We start from the raw sequence: 13784 nt of genomic DNA on the forward strand, positions 1-13784 counted from the left end.
ACATTATATGATATCATCATTATGGACTATAATTTTTATGTTTTATAAATAGGAGGAATGGATATGGATAAGGTAGATAATTTGATTCATATTATAAAAGAATCGCATAAGGGTGGTGGTGATTCTAAAATAGAAATGCAACATAACTTACATAAAAGCACCGCAAGAGAAAGATTAGAGTTTATTTTAGACGAAGGCTCATTTATAGAAATAGGCACTTTAGTTCAGAATAATGGTGCCGGGGTAATAACTGGGCATGGAACTGTTGATGGAAGGCTAGTATACATCTGTAGTCAGGATTATACAGTGGATGCTGGAGCTATTGGCGTTGTAAATAGTAATAAAATTTGTAATGTAATGGATATGGCAGTTAAGATGGGAGCACCATTAATACAGATTTTTGACTCTGTTGGAGCTAAACTATCAGAAGGATTAGATGTTTTAACTTCTTATGGAAGAATACTAAAGAGAAATGCGAAGATTTCAGGTGTAGTTCCACAAATAGCAGTAGTTGCTGGTCCCTGCATTGGAATCGCTGCACTAAGTGCAACTATGAGTGATTTTACAATAATGATTGATGGTTCTTCTGAACTAGCAATAAGTTCAATTAAGAAGCTTACTAAAGAAGAAGAAAAATACATAGATACTAAAATGTATTCAAGCGCTACTAATTGTAGTGAAAATGGCAGTGTTCAAATGGTTGCAGCAAACGATAAAGAAGCGTTTAAAACAGTAAAAAAAATACTTAGTTATATTCCGTCTAATAATATGGATGCTACGCCAATAGGCATTTGTAGACCTGATTTAAATATTCTAAAAAATAATTTAGATGAGATGGTTAACACTAAAGCAGTGAGCTCATATGAAGTAATGAAGTCCTTGACTGATGAAGATAGTATTATAGCATTAAATAGTAGTTGGGAGCCTAGCATCATCACTTGCTTAGCTAAAATAAATGGAATCACCGTTGGGATAATTGCTAATGAGCAAGATCACCATAAAGGTTTGAATATTAGAATTTCAGAAAAGATCAGTAGGTTTGTTAAGATATGCGATTGTTATAATATACCTATATTAAGCATAGTGGACACTAATGGATTTATAGTTAGCCTAGAGGAGGAGCAAGATGGATTATCATTTCATGTTTCAAAAATGATATATTCATTAATTGAAGCAACCGTACCAAAGGTTTCGCTAATAATAGGAGAGGCTTATGGTGCAGGATATTTAGCTCTTGCCAGTAAAGAGGTGGCTTTTGATATTTCATATGCTTGGCCAACTGCCAAAATATCGGCAGTAGAGCCAGAAACCTTAATAAAATCCTTATACAAGGATGAAATTATACAAGCTGAAAATCCAAAGCTTAAAGAACAAGAAGTCATACTCAAATATATGGATGAAGTAACTAGCCCATACAAGGCAGCACAAAAGGGTATTGTTGATGATATTATTATGCCCTCAGAGACAAAACAAAGAATTTTTGCTAGCTTAGATATGCTTAATAGCAAAAGAGAGATAAAGTACCCTAAAAAACATGGAAGTACATTAATATAGGGGGAATAAATATATGAAATATTCATTTTTAGATGCATTAGGCACAACATTTGTAGCAATGATTATAGTTTTTTCTTTGTTGATTCTTCTAATGTATATAATTAAGTTTCAAAGTTTTATCTTAAACCTTCCAGGAAAGAAAGCTCAGATTAATAAGGTAGATATAGTGGAAGAAGAAAAAGAAGAAGGAAAGCAATATCAGGATGATTTAGAAATAGTGGCAGCAATAGCTGCAGCCTTATCTAGTTATCTAGATGTACCACAATCAAACCTAAATATAAAGTCAATAAAAAGAGTAAGTAGCAAATGGGGACATTAAATATCACTAATTTAAAAGAATAAAAGGGATAGATAGGAGGAGTAAAAATGAAGAAATACAATGTAAAAGTTAATGGAACTACTTATGAAGTAGAAGTTGAAGAGGTTAATGGAGAAATTTCCAATATTCAAGCACCAGCAGCGGCAGCACAGATGCCACAAGCGAGCGCTCCACAAGCGCCGAAGCCTCAAGTTAAAAAGGTAATTACGGATGGGGAAAAAATAGAATGTCCAATGCCGGGAACTGTTCTTAAGGTGAATATTAACGCAGGGGATACTGTTAAAAAAGGTCAAGTGATGTTCATATTAGAAGCTATGAAAATGGAGAATGAAATTATGGCACCACATGATGCAAATATTGTAGAAGTAAATGTAACGAAAGGTGCAGCTGTTAATACAGGGGATGTTTTGGCAGTCATTTCTTAACGAGGGAGAGAGGTAATATAAAATGGATATCTTACAAGTGTTAAAAGATTTATGGCTTTCTTCTGGTTTTGTTAAAGTTGATGGACCACATCTTATTATGATAGGAATTTCATGCTTGTTAATATATTTAGCTATAGTAAAGAAGTTCGAACCATTACTTCTTTTACCAATTGCATTTGGTATGCTATTGGTTAACATACCGATGTCTACAATATCGGCATTACCACATGGTAGTGAGCCAGGAGGATTATTTTATTACTTATACAAAGGTGTGGAACTAGACATATATCCACCTTTAATATTTTTAGGGGTAGGAGCTATGACAGACTTTGGTCCTCTACTAGCAAACCCATCTAGCGTACTTATGGGCGCAGGAGCTCAATTTGGAGTGTTTTTTGCCTTTGCTGGTGCAATACTTTTGGGATTTACGCCACAGGAAGCAGCTTCAATAGGAATCATAGGTGGAGCGGATGGTCCTACAGCTATTTTCTTAACCAGTAAGCTTGCAAAACATCTTTTAGGACCAATTGCCGTGGCAGCTTATTCATATATGGCTTTGGTACCTTTAATACAGCCACCTATTATGAAATTATTAACCACCAAGGAAGAAAGAACTATTAAAATGGGACAATTAAGAGTGGTTAAACCCATTGAAAAAATTATTTTCCCAATAGTAGTTACAATAGTAGTTGTATTAATGCTCCCTTCAGTGGCATCACTAATTGGAATGCTAATGCTAGGAAATTTATTTAAAGAATCAGGAGTAGTTGGAAGATTATCAGATACAGCTCAAAATGGATTAATAAATGTAGTAACCATATTTCTAGGTGTAACTGTTGGAGCTACGGCAAAAGCAGATATATTCTTAAAAAAGGAAACATTGTTTATAGTTGGTTTAGGTATGGTTGCGTTTTGCATAAGTACTGCAGCTGGAGTTCTAATAGGGAAAATCATGTGCAAGGTTACCAAGGGTAAGATTAATCCATTAATAGGCTCAGCAGGAGTTTCAGCAGTGCCTATGGCGGCTAGAGTTTCTCAAGTGGTAGGTCAAGAAGCCGACCCAAGCAATTTCTTACTTATGCACGCTATGGGACCGAATGTGGCAGGGGTAATTGGAACTGCTGTTGCAGCAGGGATTCTTCTAACTATCTTTGGATAATAATATTTAAACATGTATTTTATAAATTTGTAGCACTATAAAACTCTTTATTCAGGAATGAATAAGGAGTTTTATTTTCAAAAAAGACAGGAATTATATAGAAAACTGAATATACCATTCCTTTTGGAGAATAATAGAGAAAAGGAGTTGGTATTTTATGATGAATAAACAATCTACAATTGAGTTTTTAATCCAAAAGGAAAAAGACATTATAAACAAGTATAGAGGGCTTGCAAATGTTACTAAAAGTAAAGGGCAAATGCTTCTATGCGAAGACTTAAGTAGTAAACATAGTTTACATATTATGATGCTTGAAAAGCATCTGGAAAGGTAGTGTTAAAATGCACAGTTATAGCAATTCCGCTATAAAGGAAACAGAACTTAGATGTAACAATATTGTTCATGGAGAGGAAAGCTTAGTTAGCATGTATACTAGTTTTTTAAGTGCAGAAAAGGAAGGAACAATTAAATTAGAATTATATACTTTGCTTAATGATCAGAAAGAAATATTAGACGAAGTTCAATGTGAAATACCAAGAAACATATATAACTAAAACCACTTATTATTAAGTTTGTCATCAGGATAAAAACACTTATAAAGATTTAACTTGACAAATATGCTTAAGTTGTTAAAATTAAATTGTTAAATTAGGAATAGTTTAAATCAATATTTTATAATATTAGATAAATTATTCATAAATTTGAGAAATGGAAAAATATAAAGCAGCTTAAAAGCTGCTTTATATTATATAGGCGGTGTATAAAGTGATTTTAGTTGTAGATGTGGGAAATACTAATACTGTTTTAGGGGTTTATAAAGAAAAAGAGTTACTTATAGAGTGGAGACTATCTACGGATTCAAAAAAAACTGCTGACGAATATGGAATCCAAGTAATGCAATTATTTTACCAGCGAAACATAAAAATAGAAGATGTTAAAGGGGTAATAGTTTCCTCTGTTGTTCCTAATATTATGTATTCACTAGAACATATGATAAGAAAATATTTTAAGATTACACCAATGATAGTAGGACCTGGAGTTAAGACTGGAATAAATGTAAAATATGATAATCCCAAAGAAGTAGGTGCTGATAGAATTGTTAATGCTGTTTCGGCTCATGCAATTTATAAGAGAGCCTTAATTCTAATAGACTTTGGAACAGCTACAACCTTTTGTGCTATAAGCAAAAATGCTAACTATATAGGGGGAACTATATGTCCTGGTATTAAAATAGCTTCGGAAGCACTCTTTGAGAGAGCAGCTAGGCTACCACGAGTTGAACTTATAAAACCAGAAACTGTTATATGTAAAGATACTGTTTCAAGCATGCAAGCTGGAATAATATATGGGTATATTGGACAGGTAGACTATATTGTTAATAAGATTAAAAGTGAAATGATTGATATGGGCGAAGAGGAACCTTTTGTAGTTGCTACAGGAGGACTTTCAAAGGTAATAAGCAAAGATTCCGCTACTATTGATGAGTTCAATCCATATTTGACGTTAGAAGGGCTTAGGATGATTTATGAGAAAAATAAGGAATAGGTGATTTAATGAAGATATCAAACATTGAACTTAAAAATGATGTTTTTTTGGCACCTATGGCAGGAGTTACAGATATAGCATTTAGGGAAATATGCAAAGAGTTAGGTTGTGGGCTCTTATATACTGAAATGGTAAGCGCTAAAGGACTATATTATGGTAGTAGCAATACCGAAGCTCTTATGCGGATTTCGGAGGAGGAAAGACCTGTAGCTATTCAGATATTTGGTAGTGATCCAAAGATTATGGCTAATGCTTGTGAAGTCTTTAATAAAAATGATGATATATGCATAGTTGATGTAAATATGGGTTGTCCAGTAAACAAGATAGTGAAAAATGGTGAGGGGTCAGCTTTGATGCAAAATCCCAAGCTAGCAGCAGAGATAATAAAAGAAATGAAAAAGGTTTCTACAAAGCCTGTTACCGTAAAGTTTAGAAAAGGCTTTGATTCAAATAATGTCAATGCTGTGGAGTTTGCTAAATACATGGAAGATGCAGGGATAGATGCTATTGCAGTACATGGTAGGACTAGGGAGCAAATGTATGAAGGTAAAGCAGATTGGGATATAATAAGGGCTGTAAAAGAAAGTGTCACGGTACCCGTAATAGGAAATGGAGACGTATTTTCTGTTGAGGATGCTATGCAAATAAAAGAAATCACTAATTGTGATGCCATTATGATTGCGAGAGGTGCCAAGGGAAACCCTTGGATTTTTAGAGAAATTATGCAGGCAATTCGAGGAGAAGAAGTTGTATATCCAACTGCAGTTGAAAAAGTAGATATGTGCATAAAACATTTAGACTTAGCTGTAAAATATCATGAAGAAATTAAAGCGGTTAGAGAGATGAGGAAACATACAGCTTGGTATATTAAATCGCTTAGTAATTGTAGTGAAGTTAAGGATAAGATTAACACTGAAAATAAATATGAAGATGTACGAAAATTGCTTCTAACTTATAAGGAGTATTTAAAATTTATGAATGTATAACTTTTAAATTTAAGTATGAATTTATATAATTAGTACTGAATAAGATTATAGTATATTAATTTATAAGGCGTATATTTATGAAACCAATTTTATGTGTCACTTCGAATATTATTAATTCCTATAATGAGTTCGGGTTTTTAAGTAAAATTAAAGATAAGAGAAAGATAAAGGTAGTAAGTCATGAACATATTAAGGAGTTAGATATCAAGGTGACAGAGGTAATGCTACCACCTAATTTTAATCATCAGGCATATCTTCATAACTTAACTTATGCTAAAAAAGTAAGTAAGTACAAGGAGGCCCAATTATCGCTTAAGACACTTAGGACGGTAGATTACAGTTACTTTAATGAGTTTCAAAGGCGGCTTTTAGCATATAGCGTTGTAAAAAGTATACAACTTATGCTTAGAATGCGAAATAAAAGTTTAAAAAACTGCTGCACCGTCGTATATGATGCTATAAAAGTGATAAACTATGATATTATTGTGGAACTTGCTAAACAAAGTAAATACATCATATTTTTATCATCAGATTTGCGTAAAGCTAGGAGCCTTGCAGATTATATTATTGCTAACTATGGAGTATCACCTATTATTACCAATGATAAGACCTATGCATTTAAGATGGCAGATTTTATTATTTCATCTAATAATTATGAGCTTAGTTCAGATAAATTAGTCTGGCTCTTAGATAATAGTAAGAATGTTGCAAGGAATGTTATAGCTATAAATGATGTAAGTTATGCTGTACCATGGAGTACCCTTAAAGTCAATTTTTCAATGGAACTTTTAGGAGCAGTATTATGCCAAATGCAAGAAAAAGATATTGAAAAGGCACTTAAATATAATGGCGTATACCTAAGGGAAATAAGATTCAACAATAATGTAATATATTAGTTTGTTTTGGTCAAGTATATTGACAATATTAGTGGACTGACTTATAATGTGCTAAATGGTTACATGGATGGTTATTCTAATTATGAATTTAAGCCCCAAGAATTCATCAATTTGAATTAATAGTCTTATATTATATAAACTCCATGAGTCTGCTATATTTTAGAAAAACAATATTATTGTGGGGGAGTTATGTGTTTGATGTTGTTACGTTATAGTGGATTTTATTAATGTTAATAACTTATTTACTAAAAATTAAAAGGGGAGAAATAATAAATGAGCGAACCAAAAAAGTATGTAATGACTTATGAAGGAATTAGGAAATTAGAAGAAGAATTAGAATTTCTTAAGACTGTAAAAAGAAAAGATATAACAGAAAAGATAAAAGTAGCACTAGGGTATGGAGATTTAAGTGAGAACTCTGAGTATGATGAAGCCAAAAATGAGCAAGCGTTTGTTGAAGGCAGAATAATACAACTAGAAAACATGCTTAGAAACGCAAGTGTTATAGATGAAAATGAAATTGAGAAAGATGTAGTAAGTATAGGTTCTATAGTTAAGGTTAAGGACTATATTTTTGATGAGGAAGTTGAATTTTATATAGTAGGCTCTGCAGAAGCAGATCCAATGGAAAATAAGATATCAGATGAATCACCAGTTGGAAGTGCCTTAGCAGGTAAAAAGGCGGGAGCAATTATAGAAGTTGCAGTTCCAGATGGTATTGCCAAATATGAGATTTTAGACGTTAGAAGAGGGTAGTCTTTTTTTAATTGTTGAATTTTTATAAGGTACAAGGGTACTTCACAATTCATAGCTGTGAAGTACCCTAAAGAAATATATGCACATAAACAATAAAACAGATTAAGTAAACATTAATTATTTTCTGTAATAGAGTAAATTAGGAGGGATACTAATGTCAAATGAAGAAAGCAATATACACGAACTTGAAGCTGAATATAATGAGCAGGTAACTATAAGGAGACAAAAGTTAGTTGATTTACAAGAACAAGGTAAAGATCCATTTGATGTATACAAAGTTGAAAGAACTCATACATCACAAGAGGTTAAGGATAATTATGAGGAGCTAGAAGGAAAGGAAGTTACTGTAGCAGGTAGACTCATGTCTAAAAGAGTTCATGGCAAGGCTGGATTTTCAGATGTACATGATAGATATGGTAAAATCCAATTATACATAAAGATAAATGATATAGGTGAAGAAAAGCTAAAGGAATTTAAGACTTTTGACATAGGTGATTTTTTAAGTGTAACGGGTACTCCGTTTGTTACAAAGACTGGTGAGATATCATTACATATAGTAGATTTTAAGCTTATAGCAAAGTCTTTAAAACCACTTCCGGAAAAATGGCATGGATTAAAAGACCCTGATTTAAGATACAGACAAAGAGAAGTAGATATAATAATGAATCAAGAAGTAAAAGAAACCTTTATGAATAGAATAAAAATAATTAGATATATTAGAGAATTCTTAGATAATAAAGGATTTTTAGAAGTTGAGACACCAATACTATCTCCTATAGCAGGTGGTGCAGCAGCTAGACCATTTATGACTCACCATAATGCATTAGACATTGATATGTATCTTAGAATTGCAACAGAGTTGTATTTAAAAAGACTTATTGTTGCTGGTTTTGAAAAGGTATATGACATGGGTAAAAACTTTAGAAATGAAGGGATAGATATAAGACATAATCCAGAGTTTACAATGATAGAGTTATATGAAGCTTATGCAGATTACAATGATATGATGGAAATTACTGAGAATATGATAGCTTATGTTTGTGAAAAGATTCATGGAACTACAAAGGTTAATTACCAGGGAACTGAAATAGACTTTACACCACCATGGAGAAGAATTACTATGGTAGATGCAGTAAAAGAGTATTCAGGTGTAGATTTTACACAAATAAATACACATGAAGAAGCTAGAAAGATCGCTAAAGAAAAGCATTTACAATTTAAAAAAGAGATAGAAGATTGTACGAAAGCAGACATATTAAATGCATTATTTGAAGAGTATGCAGAAGAACATCTAATCCAACCAACTTTCTTATGTGATTATCCAGTAGAGATATCTCCTCTTACTAAGAAGAAGAGGGGCAATGATGAGTTTACAGAAAGATTTGAAGGGTTTGTATTTGGAAGAGAAGTGTGTAATGCATATTCAGAGTTAAATGACCCAGTAGTCCAAAGGGATAGATTTAATCAGCAAGCAAATGAAAGAGAACTAGGCGATGATGAGGCTTACTTAATAGATGAAGAGTTTATGAATGCACTAGAAATAGGAATGCCACCAACAGGCGGCCTTGGTATAGGAATCGATAGAATGGTAATGTTCTTAACTGATTCTTATTCAATAAGAGATGTTATTCTATTCCCTACAATGAAACCAATGCAACATTAGAATTAAACTATATTTAAACAAATAATAAGTCAGTATGCCAACTTATTTATTTGGATATATTCAAGTTGTTTTAAAAGGATGTTTTAGTTAATCTAAAACATCCTTTTATTTTATTTTAAAATTATAATAAAAAATAAAAAAAGGTATTGAATTTATAATTATATGTGCTATAATATCATTGTGGTTGTAAATAATACTATTCCGCGATAGCTCAACGGTGGAGCACTCGGCTGTTAACCGATAGGTTGAAGGTTCGAATCCTTTTCGCGGAGCCATTTTTTTTATTTATAAAAGATCCAATAAAACAGTAATTTAATTAAATATTTCACTGTGATAAAGAAGAGTAGTAGTAATACTTTATAAGAGAGATTGTGTTTGGTGTAAACAATCAAGGTATTATTGTGAAGGGAGCTTTTGAGTGTATAAAATTAGAGCAGGGCTTGTGCCAATAAGGGTGGAACCGCGGAATTAAATTTCGTCCCTTAGGGTATAGTCTTTTTTTTATACTTAAATATAAAGGGGTTGTTTTATTAACTGTGTTTCTATGTTTAAATTAGTTATACTTGAGTATAATAGGAAATGGTTTATTAGGAAATATTAAAATGCGCTATACACATAATGTGAAAAAATATAAAACAAAACATCCTAGTGTTATTAAAAATTAAGGAGGAATTAACATGGCATTTGAAAAAAGTATGGAGAAAGTAGTTGCACTATGCAAAAGCAGAGGATTTGTATTCCCGGGATCTGACATATACGGAGGTCTTGCTAATTCATGGGACTACGGCCCCCTAGGTGTTGAATTTAAAAACAATGTTAAAAAAGCTTGGTGGAAAAAGTTTGTTCAAGAAAGTCCTTATAATGTAGGGGTGGATTGTGCTATACTTATGAATCCTGAGGTTTGGATTGCAACTGGTCATGTTGGAGGATTTTCAGACCCTTTAATGGATTGCAAGGAATGTAAAGCTAGATTTAGAGCAGATAAATTAGTGGAAGATCATATGACAGAGCAGGGAGCGGAAGTAGCCAGTGCTGATGGATGGACTAATGAGGAATTAAAAGAATATATAACAAAACATGAAATAGTATGCCCTAAGTGTGGAAAGAAGAATTATACTGATATTAGAAAGTTTAATCTGATGTTTAAGACTTCTCAAGGAATAACTGAAGAAGGAAAATCAGATATATACCTAAGACCAGAAACAGCTCAAGGTATATTCGTTAATTTTAAAAATGTTCAAAGAGCTTCAAGAAAGAAAATTCCTTTTGGAATAGGCCAAGTAGGAAAATCTTTTAGAAATGAAATAACACCAGGAAACTTTATTTTCAGAACAAGAGAATTTGAACAAATGGAATTGGAATTCTTCTGTAAGCCAGGTACAGATTTAGAATGGTTTGCTTATTGGAAAGAGTTTTGTGCTGATTTCTTATATAATTTGGATATGAAAAAGGAAAGTTTAAGATTTAGAGATCATGGAGCAGAGGAATTATCTTTCTATAGTAATGCTACCTGTGACATAGAATTCTTATTTCCTTTTGGATGGGGAGAACTTTGGGGAATCGCAGATAGAACTGATTATGATTTAAAGAAACATATGGAGCATTCAGGACAAGATTTGAGTTATTTAGACCCTATAACTAATGAAAAGTATGTACCATATTGCATTGAGCCTTCACTAGGTGCGGACAGAGTTGCACTTGCATTTCTAGTTGATGCATATGACGAAGAAGAACTTGAAGGTGGAGATGTAAGAACAGTACTTCGGTTACATCCAGCTCTTGCACCATTTAAGGCAGCTGTTTTACCTTTAAGTAAAAAGTTATCAGAAAAATCTCTTGAAGTTTTTGCTATGCTAGGTAAGAAGTTTAATGTAGATTATGATGAAGCTGGAAGTATCGGAAAGAGATATAGAAGAGAAGACGAAATAGGAACACCATATTGCATAACTGTAGATTTTGACACTTTAGAAGACAATACTGTAACTATTAGAGATAGAGATACAATGGATCAAATAAGAGTTAGCATAGATGATTTAGAAAGATTTATAGAGGAAAAGATACAATTTTAAACTATAATCATTAGTTTAACGACATTTCAGAAGGGAAGTTTCCTACTTTTATAAGTGGGAGTCTAAAGCTCCTTCTGAAGTCGTTAATATTGAAGCGCCATAGGTGATGATTTAACTAAGGGATAGTGTGTAATATAAAAAAAGACTTAAAGGTCTGGATTTATACTGCACACTATTTTTCATAATTAAATTAAATAACGTAATTAACATATGCAAAAGTATAGTCTACTGCAGGATTTAGATGTTATAATTAATAGAAATAAATTTTTCAAATTAACAATATAAAATATATGAATGTTACATGGAGGGTTATATGAAGAAAGACTTTAATGAATTTAAAGAGTTTATAAAAGGGAAAAGAGTCGGAGTTGTAGGCATAGGGGTTAGTAATATACCATTAATACATTTTTTGGTGAAGTTAGGAGCTGTTGTTACTGCTTTTGATAAGAAGACTTATTCTTCCATTGGAGGGGTGGCTTCAGAATTTGAAAAGAGTGGAGTGAAATTAGTATTAGGTGAGAATTACTTAAATGATTTAGCTGGTTTTGACGTTATTTTTAAAACTCCATCTATGAGAATAGATGCTCCTGCTCTTTTGAATGCAAAAGAGGAAGGGGCATATATAACCTCTGAGATGGAGGAGTTTGTAAGGTATTGCCCAGCAAAAACCTTTGGTGTTACAGGTAGCGATGGAAAAACAACTACGACTACAATAATTTATAATATATTGAAAAAAGAAGGATATAAAACTTGGGTTGGAGGGAATATAGGAACGCCACTGTTTGCAAACATTGAAGAAATAAGCAAAGATGATAAGGTAGTGCTAGAACTATCAAGTTTTCAACTCATGACCATGAATGTCTCTACAGATGTAGCAGTAATAACAAACTTAAGCCCTAATCATTTAGATATCCATAAGGATATGGAAGAGTATATATATGCAAAGAAAAATATATTTAAATATCAAAGCGATGGAGATCTTATTGTATTGAATAAGGATGATGCTTTAACTTATGGGTTAAGAAAAGAAGTCAAGGGGAGAGTTAAGTGCTTTAGCATAAAGGAAAAGATAGAAGATGGTGCATGCTTTCAAAATGATAAATTATTTATTATGAATAGGGTAGTATGTGATCTTCATGAGGTAAAACTAAAAGGTATGCATAATGTGGCAAATCTATTAACAGCCTTTTGTGCAGTAGAGGATGAAGTATCAGTTGAAAGCATGAGGGAAGTGGCTACTGAATTTACGGGGGTGCCTCATAGGGGGGAATTTGTTAGAGAAGTAGATGGAGTTAAATATTATAATGATTCAATAGCATCTAGTCCAACTAGGACAATAGCAAGCATTAGGGCTTTTGAAAAGCCAGTCATATTAATTGCGGGAGGGTATGATAAACAAATACCATTTGAGCCATTAGCAGAAGAAGCTTACTCAAATATTAAAATACTAATATTGATAGGTGCTACTAAATATAAGATAAAAGAAGTTTTTGAACATATATTAAAAGAAAAGAAAGCTTCTTTAGAAATTATACTTGCAGAGAATTTCAATGATGCAATTTATAAGGCTAAAGCGGTTGCGAAATCTGGAGATGTAGTTATGCTATCCCCAGCATGTGCAAGTTTCGATATGTTTGAGAATTTTGAAGTGCGCGGTAATAAATATAAGGAGATAGTAATGACGTTATAGTAAATTACTAACTAGATTAAACATCTATTGGATTTGCATAGGCTTACAAAAATAAACTTTAGTAAAAACCTTGGTAGAAGATATTACTTTTGCTGAGGTTTTTATTTTTGGTTATGATAATATAAAACTTGAGGTTTTAGATGAGTACAAATTAAGACGAAAGGGATATAATGGTATTTTTATATCAATTAAAGTCTAATATAACAACAAGTGTGCCAAGTGTATCGTTATAAGCAAAATGTAGTAAATGATAGACATACGTATTAATATGAAAATAAATTGATGAAACCATAAATCGTAACCAAATGTTGATTTATACATGTGATATTATATTACTTGTCGCTGGAACAAACGGTTGAAAGTTAACTTTGAGGTTACAGTGCAATTCAAAAACTTATCATCAAATATTTTTTAAAATAGTTGACAATAAGAAAAAAAAGAATTATAATAGTAAAAGTCATCACATGATGACAAAACAAATTGGTCTTTGAAAATTAAACAGAGAAATAGGTAAAGAAACGAAATAATATTTCGTTAAACCAGTTAATTACTTTAGAAAAAAGTAATTCTTAGTTATAAACTAAGAGAATTGTAATGAGCTTGCTAACCAACCTAACAGTTGGCGCAGATTATAACATTTCAAATTAAAAAGTGTAAACTTTTAAATTGAGAGTTTGATCCTGGCTCAGGACGAACGCTGGCGGCGTGCCTAACACATGCAA

Annotated in this window: 13 protein-coding genes, 1 tRNA gene, 1 rRNA gene and 1 other annotated feature; all 15 genes read left to right on the forward strand. The window is 32.3% G+C overall.

The window, feature by feature from the left end; all coding sequences use genetic code 11:
• Positions 1-63 precede the first annotated feature (63 nt).
• The gene (locus LGK97_RS14775) at positions 64-1554 is read left to right on the forward strand and encodes an acyl-CoA carboxylase subunit beta (RefSeq protein WP_226260517.1); all 1491 of its coding nucleotides are present in this window, start codon (positions 64-66) and stop codon (positions 1552-1554) included.
• A gap of 13 nt (positions 1555-1567) precedes the next feature.
• The gene (locus LGK97_RS14780; RefSeq protein ID WP_226260518.1) at positions 1568-1873 is read left to right on the forward strand and encodes an OadG family protein; all 306 of its coding nucleotides are present in this window, start codon (positions 1568-1570) and stop codon (positions 1871-1873) included.
• A 47-nt stretch (positions 1874-1920) separates the two neighbouring features.
• Positions 1921-2298, forward strand: a complete 378-nt coding sequence (locus tag LGK97_RS14785) for a biotin/lipoyl-containing protein (RefSeq protein WP_226260519.1) — start codon at positions 1921-1923, stop codon at positions 2296-2298.
• A 22-nt stretch (positions 2299-2320) separates the two neighbouring features.
• On the forward strand, positions 2321-3457 hold the full coding sequence (locus tag LGK97_RS14790; RefSeq protein ID WP_226260520.1) for a sodium ion-translocating decarboxylase subunit beta: 1137 nt from the start codon (positions 2321-2323) through the stop codon (positions 3455-3457).
• Between the two features lie 157 nt (positions 3458-3614).
• The gene (locus LGK97_RS14795; protein ID WP_226260521.1) at positions 3615-3791 is read left to right on the forward strand and encodes a hypothetical protein; all 177 of its coding nucleotides are present in this window, start codon (positions 3615-3617) and stop codon (positions 3789-3791) included.
• Between the two features lie 7 nt (positions 3792-3798).
• Positions 3799-4011, forward strand: a complete 213-nt coding sequence (locus tag LGK97_RS14800; RefSeq protein WP_226260522.1) for a hypothetical protein — start codon at positions 3799-3801, stop codon at positions 4009-4011.
• A 211-nt stretch (positions 4012-4222) separates the two neighbouring features.
• Positions 4223-5002 (forward strand): type III pantothenate kinase, encoded by a 780-nt coding sequence (locus tag LGK97_RS14805; protein ID WP_226260523.1) that lies wholly within the window; start codon positions 4223-4225, stop codon positions 5000-5002.
• An 8-nt stretch (positions 5003-5010) separates the two neighbouring features.
• The gene (dusB, locus tag LGK97_RS14810; RefSeq protein ID WP_226260524.1) at positions 5011-5988 is read left to right on the forward strand and encodes a tRNA dihydrouridine synthase DusB; all 978 of its coding nucleotides are present in this window, start codon (positions 5011-5013) and stop codon (positions 5986-5988) included.
• A gap of 77 nt (positions 5989-6065) precedes the next feature.
• On the forward strand, positions 6066-6884 hold the full coding sequence (locus LGK97_RS14815) for a hypothetical protein (RefSeq protein ID WP_226260525.1): 819 nt from the start codon (positions 6066-6068) through the stop codon (positions 6882-6884).
• 273 nt (positions 6885-7157) lie between these two features.
• Positions 7158-7640 (forward strand): transcription elongation factor GreA, encoded by a 483-nt coding sequence (greA, locus tag LGK97_RS14820; protein ID WP_226260526.1) that lies wholly within the window; start codon positions 7158-7160, stop codon positions 7638-7640.
• Between the two features lie 154 nt (positions 7641-7794).
• Positions 7795-9303 (forward strand): lysine--tRNA ligase, encoded by a 1509-nt coding sequence (gene lysS, locus LGK97_RS14825; protein ID WP_226260527.1) that lies wholly within the window; start codon positions 7795-7797, stop codon positions 9301-9303.
• Between the two features lie 200 nt (positions 9304-9503).
• Positions 9504-9578 (forward strand) — tRNA-Asn (locus tag LGK97_RS14830).
• 46 nt (positions 9579-9624) lie between these two features.
• Positions 9625-9789 (forward strand) — a binding site (T-box leader).
• Between the two features lie 191 nt (positions 9790-9980).
• Positions 9981-11372, forward strand: a complete 1392-nt coding sequence (locus tag LGK97_RS14835) for a glycine--tRNA ligase (protein WP_226260528.1) — start codon at positions 9981-9983, stop codon at positions 11370-11372.
• 313 nt (positions 11373-11685) lie between these two features.
• On the forward strand, positions 11686-13062 hold the full coding sequence (gene murD, locus LGK97_RS14840) for a UDP-N-acetylmuramoyl-L-alanine--D-glutamate ligase (protein WP_226260529.1): 1377 nt from the start codon (positions 11686-11688) through the stop codon (positions 13060-13062).
• 662 nt (positions 13063-13724) lie between these two features.
• Positions 13725-13784, forward strand: a 16S ribosomal RNA gene (locus tag LGK97_RS14845); the annotation flags it as partial.

This window comes from Clostridium sp. CS001, assembly GCF_020443565.1.
In the GTDB taxonomy this organism is placed as follows: Bacteria; Bacillota; Clostridia; order Clostridiales; family Clostridiaceae; genus Clostridium_AD.